At 37.8% G+C, this 16980-nt stretch carries 13 protein-coding genes; 4 read left to right on the top strand and 9 right to left on the bottom strand.

Annotation, left to right across the window (positions count from 1 at the left end; all coding sequences use genetic code 11):
* Nucleotides 1-242 precede the first annotated feature (242 nt).
* The 4 genes from ABVM49_RS05835 (at nucleotide 243) to ABVM49_RS05820 (ending at nucleotide 6789) form a co-directional block, all read left to right on the top strand.
* Nucleotides 243-2471, top strand: coding sequence for a response regulator (locus ABVM49_RS05835; protein ID WP_405203422.1), 2229 nt, complete (start codon nucleotides 243-245; stop codon nucleotides 2469-2471).
* Nucleotides 2472-2749: 278 nt separating this feature from the next.
* Complete coding sequence (locus tag ABVM49_RS05830) at nucleotides 2750-3088, top strand: single-stranded DNA-binding protein (RefSeq protein ID WP_405203421.1); 339 nt, start codon at nucleotides 2750-2752, stop codon at nucleotides 3086-3088.
* Nucleotides 3089-3213: 125 nt separating this feature from the next.
* The gene (gene recQ, locus ABVM49_RS05825; protein ID WP_405203420.1) at nucleotides 3214-5319 is read left to right on the top strand and encodes a DNA helicase RecQ; all 2106 of its coding nucleotides are present in this window, start codon (nucleotides 3214-3216) and stop codon (nucleotides 5317-5319) included.
* Between the two features lie 27 nt (nucleotides 5320-5346).
* Nucleotides 5347-6789 carry an SLC13 family permease gene (locus ABVM49_RS05820; RefSeq protein WP_405203419.1) on the top strand — a complete coding sequence of 481 codons (1443 nt, stop codon included), beginning with the start codon at nucleotides 5347-5349 and terminating at the stop codon, nucleotides 6787-6789.
* Between the two features lie 29 nt (nucleotides 6790-6818).
* Here the strand turns inward: ABVM49_RS05820 and ABVM49_RS05815 are convergent, their stop codons facing one another.
* The 9 genes from ABVM49_RS05815 to ABVM49_RS05775 form a co-directional block, all read right to left on the bottom strand.
* Nucleotides 6819-7331, bottom strand: coding sequence for a GTP cyclohydrolase (locus tag ABVM49_RS05815; RefSeq protein WP_035334799.1), 513 nt, complete (start codon nucleotides 7329-7331; stop codon nucleotides 6819-6821).
* A 21-nt stretch (nucleotides 7332-7352) separates the two neighbouring features.
* The gene (locus ABVM49_RS05810) at nucleotides 7353-7934 is read right to left on the bottom strand and encodes a methyltransferase domain-containing protein (protein WP_405203659.1); all 582 of its coding nucleotides are present in this window, start codon (nucleotides 7932-7934) and stop codon (nucleotides 7353-7355) included.
* A 127-nt stretch (nucleotides 7935-8061) separates the two neighbouring features.
* Nucleotides 8062-9846, bottom strand: a complete 1785-nt coding sequence (locus tag ABVM49_RS05805; RefSeq protein WP_405203417.1) for a YfiR/HmsC family protein — start codon at nucleotides 9844-9846, stop codon at nucleotides 8062-8064.
* Nucleotides 9847-9853: 7 nt separating this feature from the next.
* Nucleotides 9854-12577: a TonB-dependent receptor domain-containing protein gene (locus ABVM49_RS05800; RefSeq protein ID WP_405203416.1), complete on the bottom strand. Its 2724-nt coding sequence runs from the start codon at nucleotides 12575-12577 to the stop codon at nucleotides 9854-9856.
* 3 nt (nucleotides 12578-12580) lie between these two features.
* Nucleotides 12581-12961 carry a response regulator gene (locus ABVM49_RS05795; RefSeq protein WP_405203415.1) on the bottom strand — a complete coding sequence of 127 codons (381 nt, stop codon included), beginning with the start codon at nucleotides 12959-12961 and terminating at the stop codon, nucleotides 12581-12583.
* A gap of 6 nt (nucleotides 12962-12967) precedes the next feature.
* Nucleotides 12968-13390: a response regulator gene (locus ABVM49_RS05790; protein ID WP_405203414.1), complete on the bottom strand. Its 423-nt coding sequence runs from the start codon at nucleotides 13388-13390 to the stop codon at nucleotides 12968-12970.
* 204 nt (nucleotides 13391-13594) lie between these two features.
* A complete protein-coding gene (locus ABVM49_RS05785) occupies nucleotides 13595-14440 on the bottom strand; it encodes a cupin-like domain-containing protein (RefSeq protein WP_405203413.1) in 846 nt (281 codons plus the stop codon).
* 122 nt (nucleotides 14441-14562) lie between these two features.
* On the bottom strand, nucleotides 14563-15657 hold the full coding sequence (gene bioB / locus ABVM49_RS05780) for a biotin synthase BioB (RefSeq protein ID WP_035334803.1): 1095 nt from the start codon (nucleotides 15655-15657) through the stop codon (nucleotides 14563-14565).
* Between the two features lie 134 nt (nucleotides 15658-15791).
* Nucleotides 15792-16946, bottom strand: coding sequence for a beta-ketoacyl synthase N-terminal-like domain-containing protein (locus ABVM49_RS05775; RefSeq protein ID WP_405203412.1), 1155 nt, complete (start codon nucleotides 16944-16946; stop codon nucleotides 15792-15794).
* Between the last annotated feature and the right edge of the window lie 34 nt (nucleotides 16947-16980).

Genomic DNA, 16980 nt, shown 5'->3' with positions numbered 1-16980 from the left:
ATCTCTATACACACAACACTATAAAGGAACAGGATTTACATCTCAATACTCTAAAGCACCCTCCAATAAATAAGTTATTGGTATTGAAATACTTACTAAAAATTACAAAAAAATAAAAAATCCCAAGTTTTATCGATAAAATGTATTATTTTCAAGATATAAATCACAAAATCAATTAATTACGTCTATTTTGGGTATAAAAAATTGATAAGAGCTACTTTAATGTTCCCAAATCATATACTATGGTAAGACAAAGCGTTTTATTTTTACTCTTTTTTTTATTCCTACAGCCAGCCGTTTCTTATAGCCAAGAAAAATTTTCTCAAGAGGATATTTTAATGCTTCAAGAAAAAGAGCTTACAAAAGATGAAATTAACTCATATCTACCTCTCATATTAGAACTATTTAATGAATCTAGTTATGAAAAAATCATTGAGGTTTCTCCCTATCTTATTGAAAACGCACAGCGTCTCGAAGAGCAAGCTCTTGCGGCTAGACTACGAAGCGCTTTAGGTAACGCCTTTATACAAGTTGATAATATACACGGAGCAGAAGAGTTATTTACAAAGAGTCTTGAGGAGCGCAGGCAAGCTAGTGACACCTTTGGTATGGTGAGTGCTTATATCAATCTGGGTAATACTTTTTTTGAGCAAGAACCGCAAAAGGCTATTGAGTATTTTGAAAAGTCACTAGAACTTAGTCAAGAGGTTGCAGACAATACGGTAGCATATTTTGTAGCCTATAATAACCTAGCCGAACTATATGTTACTATAAACAAGCCAGATAGAGCGCAACCGTATCTAAATAAGGCAAAAGACCTGCTCAAGCTTCACGATTTTAATGGCAGAAAACAAAATTTTGAGAGTACCGTTTACTATGTACAAGGTGCCATACACCTATTACAAGATAAACCACGAGAAGCTATTACTGCGATAAAAAAATCTATGGAAATAGGTGGTGAGAAGCAAGATGATAATTATAAGATTAATAACTATAAAAATTTAATGCAGGCTTATGAATCTTTAGGGATGTACAGAGAGATTAATGAGGTGCGTAAAGTTTATGATGCTCTTGTTGAAAAACGATATGAGTCCAATAAAATTAAACAAGAAAAAAATGCTACTTCGCGTTTTAATCTCAACAAATACAAACAAGAACTTAGAGCATCTAAGTTAGAAAATGATCTAGCGGCACAAACGGCTCAAAAAAACAATTTGCTCCTTAAAACCACACTAGCTATAGGGGCTATTCTACTCATACTAATAGCCTCCCTTTTATATGGAAGATCAAAAAGAAATAAGCTTTTACAAAATTTGAGAGCAAAAAACAGACAGTATCTTGAAGCAAAAAAGAGATCACAAAAGCTAGCAAGTAGCAATACTAAATTTCTATCTACAATAAGCCACGAGTTAAGAACACCCCTGTATGGAATCATAGGTCTATCCTCTGTTTTTTTAGAAGATCCTGCGCTTAAATCGCATAATGACGACCTCAAATCATTAAAATTTTCGGCAGATTATTTACTGGCTTTGGTAAATGACATACTGAGTTTAAATAAATATGGCTCTAAGGAAGGGGAGCGCCTACAGATGTCAAATTTTAGCCTAGATAGATTAATACATCACATAGGGCAAAACCTAGAATTTATTAATAAGAAGAATAACAATAGTTTTCATAGCATTATCGATCCAAAGATTCCTAACACATTGTATGGTGATAAAACCAAGATATCACAAGTGCTTATGAACTTAATGAGTAATGCTAGTAAATTTACAGAAGATGGCAGCATTACCATAAAGGCAAGTCTTAAAAAACAAGTAGGCAAAGTAAACAGCATACTGTTTGAAGTAAAAGATACCGGTCAAGGTATACCAGAAGAAGAACAGGCAAATATCTTTAATGAATTTGCCCAAGCAGAAAACTTAACTACTCAAGACGGAACAGGCTTAGGGTTACCCATTGTAAATAAGATTTTAAAAATACTGGGAAGTAAACTCTCATTAGAAAGTAGCCCTAACAAGGGTTCAAACTTTTACTTTGAAATAGATCTCGAAACCGGGAGTGAAGAACACGTAGAAGCTCCATTTGAAATCTCTGGTTATGATAAGCTTAAGGGTAAAAAAATACTGATCGTAGATGATAATAAAATCAATCAAGTAGTTACCAAAAAAGTTCTCGAGCAATATGGTATTGAAAACAATACCGCTAGTAACGGCCTAGAAGCTGTATCTATGGTACAAGAAAACACGTATGACTTTATCCTTATGGATATTAATATGCCCGTGATGAATGGAATAGATGCGAGCGTCGCCATAAGAAAATTTAATACTACAACTCCTATTATAGCATTAACTGCGACAAACTATAATAATGAAAGCAATGAGCTAGGCAAACACGGTATAGATGATAGTATTTTAAAACCTTATAAGACAGAAAGGCTTCTTGCTTTATTATTGCATCACCTATCATAGCATACGCTCTAATTCTACAAAACAGACCTATAATTCACCTAAACAATTGACTATAAGTTATTTGTATTAAAATTTCATAAATAATTTATTCATTTACAAATGCTTACAATCATTTACAAACGACTATAAACGTAAGTAAGCGTTTACCTTATGTATGGAGATTGTTTTATGCTTCATATTTGCACTGTTCACAAGAACGATGATTTTCTTGGGAGTGACTCAAGAAAGAACTGAAACTAATTTGGCAGGCTTAACCTGCTCAAGAAAACAATTTTATTATGAATGCATTACGCAACAAAGTACAACTTATTGGACGTTTAGGTCAAGATCCACAAATCACAACTTTTCCAGACGGAAACAAAATTGCCAACTTCTCTATGGCTACAGATGATTCTTATAAAGACAAGAATGGACAAAAAATAGAGCGCGCTTACTGGCACAACATCGTAGTGCGTGGTGGCCTTGTAAAAGTAGTAGAGAGCTATGTACAAAAAGGGCAAGAAATTGCTATAGAAGGAAAACTTACTAACCGCTCTTGGGAAGATAAAGATGGTGTAAAAAGGTACACTACAGAGATTGTGTGCAATGAGTTATTAATGCTTAGCAAGAATAACTAGTAGCTTATCACTTAGTGTACAGTCAGATATATGCGTCTTCAATTTTATTTATATGTCTGGCTGTAACTTAAGTCTCCATTATAAAATAGAGGTATTAAAATCATACATTGAGTACCTTTGTCCCAATGACAAATTCTGCACTACCCACACAACAAGATTTACATAAATTACTCAAAACTCACTTTGGTTATGATGGCTTTAGACCTAACCAGCAAGAGATTATTGAGTCCATTTGTAATGGGCAAGATGCACTAGTCATAATGCCTACGGGTGGTGGTAAATCTATGTGTTTTCAACTGCCAGCCCTGGCGCTTGACGGGGTTGCCCTCGTGATCTCACCGCTTATTGCTTTAATGAAAGATCAAGTAGATGCTTTGCGAGCAAATGGTATTAAGGCAGCCTATTATAACAGTACTCAACCACCAGAAGAGACGCAAAAGGTACTGTCAGACCTACAGCACAATGCGCTAGATCTTATTTATGTGGCTCCAGAGAGTTTACAACTATTAGACCCCGTACTTTCTACAATAAAGATATCACTCATTGCCATAGATGAGGCGCACTGTATCTCATCTTGGGGACACGATTTTAGACCCGCATACACACAACTAGGCTATTTAAAAAGACGTTACCCAGAAACACCACTTGTAGCACTCACGGCAACTGCAGATAGGTCTACTCAAGATGACATTGCACAACAACTTAGTATCCCACAAGCAAAAAAATACATCTCCTCTTTTGATAGACCTAACCTCTATCTGGACGTGCGACCAGGTCAAAAAAGAAACGAGCAAATTCTTGACTTTCTAGAAGATCACCCTTTTGAGAGTGGTATCATTTACTGTCTATCAAGAAAAAGCACAGAAAATCTCGCGGCCAAACTTAAGAGCAACGGGCACAACGCTGCCGCCTACCACGCAGGTATGAGTGCAGAGCAACGCTCAAAAGTGCAAGAAGATTTTATAAACGACACCACACCTATAATTTGTGCCACAATTGCCTTTGGGATGGGTATTGACAAGAGTAACGTGCGCTGGGTCATACACTATAATATGCCTAAAAATCTTGAAGGATATTATCAAGAAATAGGTAGAGCAGGTCGTGATGGCTTACCCTCACACACCGTGCTTTTTTATAGCTATGCAGACACGATGCAGCTACGCCAGTTTATAGATGGAGCAAAAAATGCCGACTACCAGATGGCTAAGCTTGACCGTATGCAGCAATATGCAGAGGCTCTAAGCTGTAGGCGTAAGGTTCTCATAAATTATTTTGGCGAGTTTTTATCGCAAGACTGTGGCAACTGTGATATTTGTAAAAATGCACCCGCATATTTTGATGGTACCGTACTTACTCAAAAAGTACTTTCCGGGGTGGCGCGTATGCAACAAAAGGAAGCAATGGGTACCGTGATAGACGTTTTACGAGGTTCTCAAAACGCACAGGTTTATGACAAAGGGTACCAAAATATAAAAACTTACGGCGCTGCAAAAGATGTCTCTTGGCGAGATCTTCAGCAGTATGTGATACAAATGATTAATCAAGGATTGTTAGAAATACGCTTTCGCGAAAGCGGAAGACTTCTCCTCACACCGCTTTCTAAAGAAGTTTTATACGACGGTAAAAAGATACAACTTGCAAAACCTAGTAAGGAGAAAGCCAAACCGATTACTAAAGAACGTAAGCCTAAAAAACCAAAAGGTTCTCTTTTTGACAAACTACGAGAGCTAAGAGCCGAACTTGCTAGAGAGGCAAATGTTGCGGCTTATATTGTATTCTCAGATGCGTCTCTTAAAGATATGGAAGACCAAGAGCCTGTGACTCAAAAACAGTTTTTAGACATACAAGGTGTAGGGCAAGCCAAAATGGAAAAATATGGCGCCGACTTTTTAAAACTCATCAAAGAACACCTCAAAAAACCAAAACCTAAAACCGGTAGCAAAACGTATCTTGAGACTAAAAACCTCATCCAGCAAGGCCTCTCACTTGAAGAAATTGCAGAGACTCGCAAGCTCACCATAGGCTCTGTTTACAATCACCTCATAAAGCTGCACGAAGAGGGTATGGAGATAGATTTTTACCAGTTCATACAGCCTGTAGAGGTCAAGCAAGTACACGACGCTATCTTAAAAGTGGCAGATCCAGACAAGCTCAAATCTTTTTATGAATACTTCAAAGAGGAGATGCCGTACTGGAAAATAAGACTTGCGCTATTTTTAAAGGGTAGGTAGTTTTCTTTTTTACCTATTTTTAGGGCTATGAAAGAATTTACGCTTTCGCGAAAAATAGGTTTTATCACAGGCCCGTTACTTTGCATTCTCATACTGGCATTGCCTTTTGATATTATCAACCCAGCGATAGATAAAGTGGTTGCCATTGCCGTATGGATGATTATCTGGTGGATTACAGAAGCTGTTTCTATTTCTGTGACGGCGTTAATCCCGTTAGCACTATTTCCACTACTTGGTATAGGTACTATAAAAGAAGTTGCAAGCAATTATGCAAACCCTATTGTGTATCTATTTTTTGGAGGATTTGTAATCGCCCTAGCGCTAGAAAAAGTACAACTGCACAAGCGTATTGCGTTGTCAATTCTCAAAATCACAGGGACTAAAGCAAACGGTATCATCTTAGGTTTTATGATTGCCACTGGCCTTATGAGTATGTGGATTTCAAACACAGCAAGTACGGTCGTAATGCTCCCCATAGCTGTATCTGTTATACAGCTTCTCATAGATGACGAAGATGGATTTACTAAAAACGACCGCAACTTTGCACTTAGTATTATGCTAGGCATCGCCTTTGGCGCAAATATAGGTGGGATGGCAACCTTGATAGGCACACCGCCTAACTCTGTAATGCTTGCCTTTTTAAACGAAAGTTATAATGTAGATATAGGCTTTTTTCAATGGATGAAAATGGGCGTTCCCTTTTCTATCTTATTGATGACTATCACCTACTTTATGATTACCCGCGTCTTTTATCGCAACGGCTTAGGCACCATAGGGAAGTCTGCAAATATTATACAAACCGAACTCGATAAACTAGGTCCTATCTCAAAGGGTGAGAAAGTGGTTTTAGCCATTTTCCTCATTACCGCAATCTCGTGGATGTTGCGCTCGTATTTAAACAACCTGCTGCCAGATATTACCCTTACAGATACGACCATTTCTGTCATTGCCGCGCTTCTTATGTTTATAGTACCTATTAATTATAAGAAAGGTTCTTTTCCGCTCAGTTGGGAAGATACTTCGCGATTACCTTGGGGGATACTCATTCTCTTTGGTGGTGGTCTTGCACTCGCTTCTGGACTAGCGCAATCTGGCTTTATAGATATGATAGGAGATTACATCTCACAGCAAGAAGACTGGAGTATGTGGGTAGTAACTGCCGTGCTTATTTTCTTAATGCTCTTTATGACCGAGTTAATGAGTAATGTAGCCCTCGTGACCATACTCGTACCTCTTGTGGTAGGTATTGCCATCGGGATGGATGTGCCTATGCTACAGATGGTCATTCCCGTAACCCTTGCTTCTAGTTGTGCTTTTATGCTCCCTATGGCTACACCGCCTAATGCGATTGTTTTTGCAAGTGGTCACGTGCGCGTAGACCAGATGGCACGTGTGGGCGTGGTTTTAAATTTAATTTCGGTGGGCTTACTCTTTGCGCTGGCGTATTATGTGATACCGGTATTGTTTTAAAATCACGCTTTCGCGAAAGCGTACTCACATTACAACTCCGTAGGTTGAATACCACTTACACGTATGCCGAGGTCTGTGAGTGTTTTGGTTTTCTTTTCATTACCAGTAATCATCGTGATGGAATTTACCTCTAGATGTTTCAAAATCTTTGCTGCTGCCGAAAAGTCTCTATTGTCTTTATGAAAACCTACGGCCTCGTACGCATCTGCCTGCGGCATACCTTGTTTTTTAAGGGGTAAGGTATTGAGGAGTGCATAGTGACCATTTCCTTTTCCTTCTTGTTCTAGCCAGATTACAATGCCCTTTCCTGCTCGTTCTATAAGTTGCTGTGATATTTCCATTTGCTCACGGCAATCACACTCTATACTATTAAAATGGTGAGCAAAAATGCACGAGGAATGTACCCTACAAAGCACATCTTCTGCTCCGCTCACATCTCCCATCACTAGCGCGTGAGATTCCTTGATACCGTCATAAAAGAGTATCTCTTTATAAGTGCCATATTTGGTTTTAATAGTTCCTTCGGCGAGTTGTACGATCATTGTTTTGTGGTATTTACTAGTTTACTTTTTTACCATTTTGATAAATAACTCCTTACCTGCACGAGCAGCTACTGAGTTATAAGCAGTCTCCATTTTATGAATGTCAAAGTATTCTGAAAACAAGTTTTCATATGCTGTAGTGCTTCCTCCGTATGGTGGTCCTTTCTCAGTAAGAGGAAAGTTAAAAAGTAAGCCTACAAGCTTTCCTTTAGCCTTAAGCAATGTATGCATATGTGCAACATAAGCAGGTCTCAAATCTGGCTGCAATGCGCAGAAAAACGTTTGCTCTATAATGACATCAAACTGACCGTGATATGTAAAGAAATCTTCTTGTATGAGTTGCAAACTAGGAAAATCTGGCACTCGCTGTTTCAAATTTTCTAATGCAAGTTGAGAAAAGTCTACTACAGACACATTCTTAAACCCCTGCTCCCAGCAGTACTGGGCCTCATAGCTATAACCGCCACCAGGGATTAAAATTTTAAGCTCCTTATTTTCTAATTGATCGAGGTAGGCTTTGATAGGTGGAGAGACCTCTTTTAAATCCCAGCCTGTACTTCCCTCAGCATAGCGATTATTCCAATAGGTTGACGTGAGTTCCATCATTTAGGCTTTAGTTTTAAAACAACATCTAGTGCATAGCAATTTAAGTAAATTACTGGTAGCAGGTTTTAAATGTAGTTTGTGTTGCTTGTGGTTACGCTTTCGCGAAAGCGTAATACAACCCTAATTATATACCGTAGGGTATTGTGAAGTAAAAGGTGGTGCCTTTACCAAGCTCTGAGTCTAGCCAAATGCTTCCCTTATGGATACTTACAATCTTTTTACAGTGTGCAAGACCAATACCGGTTCCCTCATACTCATCATTAGTATGTAGTCGCTGAAAGATGGAGAAAATGCGATCTTGATGTGCTTGATGTATACCTATACCATTATCTGCAAAGGCAAACTGCCACATACCTTGCGATGGGTTATCAACACTACTCACTTTTGTTGTGGTTATATTGAGAACGGGACGTTTATTTTCTGGGCAAAACTTGAGTGCATTTGTGATTAAGTTTTGGAACAATAAGCGCAGCTCCACTTCAGAGCCAGACACCACTGGCAGTTGTGTATAATTTATGGTGGCACCTGTGCGTGATACAAGTGATGTAATGTCTTTCTCTAAATCTTGCAGTACTTTATGAGTGTCAACCTGAGTAAAAACTCTTGTTTTACCTATTCTAGAATACTCAAGAAGCATATTTATAAGCTTAGCCATACGATCGCTTGCTTCTTCTATAAATTCTAGACTTTGCATTCCCACCTCATCAAACTGTTCTCCATAATCTCCTCTTATGAGGCCTATAAAGCTAGAAATAGTATTAAGTGGCTCTTGTAAGTCGTGACTAGCGATATATGCAAACTGTTCCAGGTCTTCATTTTTTTGACTCAATTCTTCTTTTTGCTCAAGTATGGTTGCATTTTGAATAGTGAGTTGCTCTATAAGTTTCTTTTTTGTGCGATAATTCTTGTATAGTACAAAACCAGCAATAAGAAATAATAGCGCTATACCTGTAAGTAACCAGTTTACAGTAGCTCTTAGGTCTAACTCTGAAGACTGCTCGAGCAGCACCTTTTTTTGATCACTTATACTTACTTTTTGTACCTCAATACTGTCTTGCCTAAGCTTGATTTCTCTCTTGCTATTTTGTAAAACAACTTCTTGCTTATCTAGTTCTCTTAATTGATTTTTGATTTTGATCTCAAGCTGCTGTGCAATCTCCCTTTTGTCTTCTATAGTTTTCTTTTGTAGTTTATCTACTTCTCTCAACTCTTGTATAGAGTTGTCTTTATACTTTACAATTTCTTGTATGGTATCTATAATTTCGTTTTGACTTAATAACTCACGTTCTTGACGATTAATTACCTCATCCTTTTCTTTTGCATTTGCAAGAACTGTCTGGAGAGAATCTTGCGCCTCTTCAAAAAGTGCTTGCCATTTTTCTGAATTTGCAATTGCATATGACTGTAGTGACGGGGCTACCTTAAAGCTATTTTGGCTTAATAAGCCTTGATTAATCTGGTGTCTAAAAGTTTCTCCTACCCGCACTATGTTAACCATAGAGGAATTAAATAGGTAGTCTTCTGCAATAACTAGCACTCCCTTATTCTCTAGGGATTGTAAGACATACGGCATCTGGTAATTGTACTTTCTATTTACATAAAGTACATCTACATCTTGAATATCTTTTATGGATAAAAAGTTTACTACAGCAACCTGTCTGTCTTGTACTCTTCTTTGTTGAGCCATTGCTCTGAGGTCAATAAGCGTTCTATCTGGGCCCAGCACGCCTATTACAAACTGCTCTTCTAGCTGTTCTGGCCAGCTTACTTGCTGCGCTATATTAAAGATATAAATAGCTCTTTGTACTCTCGAGACTTGGCTGGGTTGTTGCTGTGCATTTAGAATAATAGATACCCCTATAAAGAGGTAGGTAATAACTATTTTAAAAAATGAAACCGACCTCATCATATACCTATTACAGCTTCACAGCGACTTTAATAAAATAATTTGCTCCCTGTACACCAAACTGACCTACCCTCCTACTATAAATAAAGTTGCCATTACTTGTATTTGAAGAATGGGTATGCTTATCTGGATACACATTTAAGATGTTATTTCCTCCTATCGCTGCTCTTACTCTAGAGCTGAACTGATAATCTATAGAAAGGTCTGTAATGATCTTTGGCGAGAATTTTTGATCTCTTGACTCTATATTGCCAGTAAACTCATTGAGAACCCAATTATTTGAGCTGCCATCTTCTGGATGGAAATACGTTACTGGCCCAAACAATGTGTTATTAAGTTGAACACGGAGTTTTTGAACGTCATAAAAATTTCTAAAACTAAGTTTATAACCCGGTTGTCCTTTTTCAAGGCGTCCTATTTCTTCTCTATTAAAAATAACCTCTTCTGCCCCCTCAAAAGCTTCTGGAACTCTAATATCGCTTCCCACCTTAGTTTTATTAATATTAAAACCTAAGTAGCTTTCTATATTTCCATTTCCCAATGATTTTTTAAATACTACAGAAGCATCAAATCCTGAAGTCTTTGTGTCTATAGCATTTGTAAAGAACTGCGCCGCTCCCACTCCAAAAGGGTCTAATATACTTTCATACCCATCTGCAATTCTACCAGAGAGAACAATTCTATCTTGTATAGAAATATAATAGTAGTCTAGCGAGACAGATAAGTAATCATTAATCTTACTACTTAAGCCTGCGCTATAGTGGTTAGAGAGCTCGGGCCTTAACTTATCTACATTAAAAGCTTGTGCGGTAAGGGCACTCTCATTATTAAATGTACCCACTTGTACAATATCTCCATCTATAAATTGTGTGCTTATATTCTGAAAAAAAACTTGATGTAATGAGGGTGCTCTAAAGCCTGTTGCGATGCCTCCTCTTATACTGGTATTTTCATATATCTTGTAACGTGAGGCGAGTTTCCAGATAATTTGATTCCCGAAGTTATTATAATTTTCATTTCTCGCTGCTCCTTGTACTAGCCATTGGTCTGTAACATTTGCCTCTACATCTACATAAAAAGAGCTATTTGTTCTAAACTTATTAAGCTCATTGTCTGGCTGTATACCAGGAAAAACTTGAGCTCCAGCAATTCTAGGTACTTCTTCTCCATTTTCATTTATAAAGACACTTCCTCCATCTATATATGAGGCTTCTTCTCCCGCTCCTATCTGGTAATTTTCTACTCTAAGCTCACCTCCAAAAGAAAAATTAAGCCCAGAACGCCATTCAAAAGACTTAGATAGATCTAGATTTGATGTGTTCTGACTATATAAAAACCCTCCGGCATAAAAGGTTGTAGGTGAAGCCACACCCATAGATGCATTGTTAGAATTATTAACCGTATAATCGAGAGAATTTGTACCTATAGAATGGCTAAAGTCTATAGTCCACTCACGTTTTACCCCTTTTATGCCTAGCGTAACCGCATCATCTTGAATATCTGTAAGAATTTGAGGCGAAAATCCATTAGGAAATAAATCTGTTATCACACGGTCCTGATCTTTTGGAAATCTATAAAAACCAGCACTCTTTCCTTCTCTATAATTTCTACCACCATTAAGATAAACCTTCGCACTATCTGAGACTTTAATCTCGCCGTTAAAATGAATTGCGAGATTTTGAGTCTCAGCATTTCCTATTTGCATAACCTGTCTGTCTGAGTAACCTGTTTGAGTATAAAAATCATTTTCCTCAATGAGACTAGCGTCTTCTTCTGCGTTATCTACATAAACACTGCCTGTATAATTACCAGCTCGGTTTGTTGCCTCTCTCTTTCTATACTCTCCAGTTAGATTTAAAAATCCTTCTTTACCTATTTTCATCCCAAAATTTGCTCCTGCAAACTGAGTAAGACCATCACCCTCTTGATTAATTTTTACTAAATTATCAAGTGTGATTGCATTGGTCTGTTTCTTTAATACGATATTGATTACACCAGCAATAGCATCAGATCCATACTGAGAAGTTGCCCCATCTCTTAAAATCTCTATTCTTTCAATAGCGCTTACTGGTATCGCATTAAAATCTGTTCCTACAGCTCCTCTACCTATTGTGCCATTTACATTAAGTAATGAGCTATTATGCCTTCTCTTACCATTAATTAATACAAGTACTTGATCTGTACCTAAACCACGAAGTGTTGCAGGGTCTATATGATCTGTACCATCTGCTATGGTTTGATGTGTTGAATAAAATGAAGGAGCGAGATAATGAAGGATCTGGCTAAGCTCTATTTGTGGAGAATTAGAAATTTGCTGTGGCGAAATAATATCTACAGAGGCTGTGTTTTGAAACGAAGAGACCGGGTCTGATCTAGTACCAAGAGAAATAGGCTCATCTGCCGAAAAACCAGTTTCTAGTTTAAAATTAATCTCCTTAATATCCCCCGCTTTTAAAACGACGGTGTTGTACTGTACATTATACATTACAAAACTTGCAGATAAGACATACTCTCCCTCATCTACTTCAAAACTAAAGGCTCCATCTATATCTGTTTGTGTTGATTTATTATAGCCCTCTATTGAGACTAATGCTCCAGGAAGCACGCCATAATTATCTGTAACTACACCAACAATTTTTGCTCTAGTTTGACTATAACTTACTGTTGAAATTATAAAGAAAAGAAATAGTAAGGACTTAGTATACTTAGGCATTATAGCTATAACATTACACATTATTTAAACTAAGATCATTTGATCGATCACCTCTTCAAGCATCTCTGGTGAAAGCATTTTTTTCTTTACCCCTTTTACAAATGGGTAAGTCGCTAGTTTATCTTGTTCTGCCTGTCTGGGCATCGTTGCAAGAAGCAATATAATAGGGATATTATGATTTTCTCGCTGCTGGTAGTGTTCTAAAAATTCCCAGCCATTCATTACTGGCATATTGATATCCAAAAAAATAATATCGGCTAGATAACCAGCATCTAAAGCTTCAATAGCTTCAAGCCCATTGCTCGCTACTTCAATAGAAGAAAATTTACCAGATCTTTCTAATACAACTTTGTTAAAATAGGATACAGGTTTACTGTCATCAATCAATAAGGCTTTATACTCCAAGTTGTGTTATTTATTATTTGCGAGCCTTAGGGAAGCGTCATTTACGGTTTCTAAAACGTCATCTAGTATGCTGAATGAAAGGGGCTTATTTATAAAGTCGAGAACCTCATAATTTACTATAGATTTTTTTACGTGTTCTGGGTTTGAAGAGCTAGAAAGGATAATCACTTGTATGTCACTTCTAAAATCTTCATTAAAAAGTTCATAGTGATCTAAAAACTCCCAGCCATTCATAGCTGGCATATTAATATCTAGAAAAATGATGTCTGGTTTTATCTCATTGCCAGATAGCACTTGTTCTAAAAATAACAGCCCGTCTTTTCCGCTTTGCACTGTTTTAATGTGCTCAAATCCTGAGTGGCCTACGACTACTCGCTTATTAAAGAAATTTACAGCCTTATCGTCATCTATCAAGAGGACTCTCTTCATTATTGAATATTCTAGGGGTTGGGTATAAAGCAAATATCAAAAAAACATTACTCCTAATACAACATAACTGTTAAAAATGAAAAATTATCGATATAACAGCTTTTATGATAGACAAACAACACACTCAATGCTAAGTCATTGTATTGTGTTAGTGATATTTTAAGATTTAGTATACAATACCAAAGAATAAGTCAAGAAGCCCTACTATTTTGAAACGCTCATTGCACGCTCATTTTTTTCGTCTATCCAAGCCTGTCCTTTTCGGCGTCTCATAAAGTTATCATAGTGACGCATATAGAACACATTATACAACGCTTTCCTGAGGTTAGACATTTTTCGCGGAAGCGCACGTAAACTCATACTAAATCCAGGAGTTTCATATTTCATATAGTGCCAGTATCCTTCTGGCATATACAGTGTCTCGCCGTGATTAAGGTGGCAAATAAAACCTTTAGCTTTTTTGAGATTCGGAAACTTGTCATAATCTGGATCATCAAAGTTGATATCCTCGCGGGTAATGAGGGAGTAAGGTACTTTGTAAAGGTGTGGCGTCTCACTAGGAGGAAATAACACACATTGCTTTTTACCCTCAAAGTGAAAGTGTAAGATATTTGCCCAGTCTATATCGTGATGCATAAAGACTTTGCTCCCCTCTCCACCAAAAAACAGCATAGGTATTTGCTTGAGCAATCTTAAACCTATTTTTGGAAACTTAAAATCTTCTTTTAATGAAGGAACTTCTTTCATTAAGTTATACAGAAAAATGCGATAGTTAGTAGGCTGCTTTTTGAGTAAGTCTACATATGCACGCATACTCATTGTAGCGTGCGCCTGGTTAAAACCTTCGTCGTGCTTTACGGGTCTATCATCATAAAGTGGCACCTCCTTATCTCCAGCTATATCTTTTATATAGGCGAGGTTCCATTTATCATAAGCCTTCCAGTCATCTATAAGGTGCTCTATAACCACGGGTTTCTGCAGCTTTACGTAATCACGTAAAAATTCCTTTTTGGTTATAGTATGTACTCTTGTGATTTCTTGTAACTGCATATAAGATGACCTTAAATTATGTAAAGCTATAGTATCACAAAACACTAACTCCCAGAAGGGAGTTAGTGTTTTGTGGTATACTCTCGCGTATATCTACGATATTACTTCAAATATGGTTCTGCCTACTTAAGCGCTTTTCCGGCAAGTTTTGCCTCTTCGTTGCGCTCTATTTTGTGTCCTGGGCGTGACCATTTTGGTTTTTCTCCAAGTGATTCAAACTTAGAATCTACTGCTTCTACAGATTCTGGTTGCGCTTTTTTAACAAAAGGCTTTTGAGGAGTAAGACCTAATAGATCAAACATTTTCATATCCTCATTTACATCTGGATTAGGTGTAGTAAGTAGTTTATCACCAGCAAAGATGGAGTTTGCTCCTGCAAAGAAGCACATAGCCTGTCCTTCTCTACTCATCTCTGTTCTTCCTGCAGATAGTCTCACCTGCGTTTGTGGTAATACTATTCTTGTAGTTGCAACCATACGTATCATCTCCCAGATAGATATAGGATCTATATCTTCCATAGGTGTACCTGGTACTGCCACTAGTGCATTAATAGGTGTAGACTCTGGCTGTGGGTCAAGCTTTGCAAGTGCTGCAAGCATTCCTGCTCTATCTTCTACAGCTTCTCCCATACCTATGATTCCTCCAGAACATACGGTCACATTAGTCTTACGCACGTTAGAAATCGTATCTAGACGATCTTCAAAAGCTCTCGTAGAAATGACATCTTTATAATAATCTTCTGAGGTGTCAAGGTTGTGATTGTATGCATATAATCCAGCCTCTGCTAGACGCTCTGCTTGATTTTCTGTCACCATACCTAGGGTACAGCACACTTCCATATCTAGCTTGTTTATGGTACGCACCATCTCTAGTACGTTATCAAATTCTGGTCCGTCTTTTACATTACGCCAGGCTGCTCCCATACATACTCTTGAACTTCCAGACGCCTTTGCACGTAAAGCCTGTGCTTTTACTTGTTGTACAGACATAAGGTCATTACCTTCTATATCCGTATGGTATCTTGCCGCTTGCGGGCAGTACCCACAGTCTTCTGGACATCCACCAGTTTTTATAGATAAAAGGGTAGAAACTTGTACCGTATTTGGATCGTGATGCTCGCGATGGGTAGTTGCCGCTTCATACAAAAGCGTCATCATAGGTTTATTATAAATAGCGAGTATTTCCTCTTTGGTCCAGTTGTGTCTTATTTCTGTCATAACGTAAAAATATGAAATAGTCTTAAGCAAGTAAATGGCTATTACTAAGTTTTTAAAAAAATGTAGCCAGTACTGGTATAATTTTATGTGTTAAAAGTTCTTTTGGTACGCTTTCGCGAAAGCGTAATACAACCCTAAGCTTTCTCTACTATAATACTCACGGCATTACCTCCAAAACCTACAGCGTTTACAAGAATCTTGTTAAGAGCTTGATCTTTTGTTTTGTCCTTGAGGTATGGTACACCTATAAAACGTTGCTCTTGCAACATATTTATAGCGAGCTCTAAACTTAACAAACCACTTGCGCCAAAGGTGTGGCCTATTTTCCACTTGTTTGTAGTGAGCATAGGTAGCTCTTCACCAAAAACGGCTTTTACAGCCCCCATCTCAGAGGTATCGCCCTTAATTGTACCTGGTGCGTGCATTACAATAGCATCTATCTCAGAAAGGTCTGTTTTGCCCAGTGCCATTTTCATAGATTTCTGGAAGCAAAGACCCTCGTCAGATATAGATACTGCGTGATCTAGCATCTCTGTAGCATACCCTACTGCAGTTACATATGCAAGTGCATTTTTCTTTTTTCCTAACTCAAGACAAGCTACTGCTGCAGCTTCTCCTAGCACCATTGTGTTTTTCTTTTTAAAGAGGTTAAGCGCCATATTAGGATATGCACTCGTACCCTCTTCTGTAGGTGTGAGTTTCATTGCTCTTATTTGTGCAATGGTAAACGGTGTAAGTGCCGCCTCAGAACCACCTACTAAGAATTTTTTTGCCATTCCAGATTGTAACCACGCCACGCCATTTAATAAAGCGTGCAAAGCAGTACTGCACGTTATAGAGTGCGATATGTCTGGTCCAGTAGATTTTAAATCGTTTGCTAGCCAAGATGAAATATTACCTAGCGTAGTAGATGGTGATGCCTGTGTAGGAACGATGTTTCGTTCTTTATACGTTTCAAAAAACTTTTCAAAAAGTTGTGTTGCACCTCTTGAAGAACCTACGTTTATACCAAAATCTCCATCTTTCCACCCTGCTTGCGCTACAGCAATTCTACCCGCATAAAGAGCATATAGTACAGATGGATCTATTCTTAAATAGTTTTTATCTTCTCGACGTATAGCCTGAATAGCTTTTTGGCCCTCTGGTGTTAACCTTGCAGTAAATGCTTCTAGCTCTTCTTCCCAAGCAATTTTTGTAGTTGTTTCTTGGTATGCGTTCCACTGCTCTTCAGCATTTGAACCTAATGGAGAGATAGAACCTAGACCGGTTATAGCTATAGGAGTTTTCAAAGTATAAGTTTGTTTAAAATTGGATTTACAAAAG

The sequence above is a fragment of the Dokdonia sp. LLG6352-1 genome (genome assembly GCF_045055815.1).
In the GTDB taxonomy this organism is placed as follows: Bacteria; Bacteroidota; Bacteroidia; order Flavobacteriales; family Flavobacteriaceae; genus Dokdonia; species Dokdonia donghaensis.
This window is presented reverse-complemented; position numbering and strand designations above follow the sequence as displayed.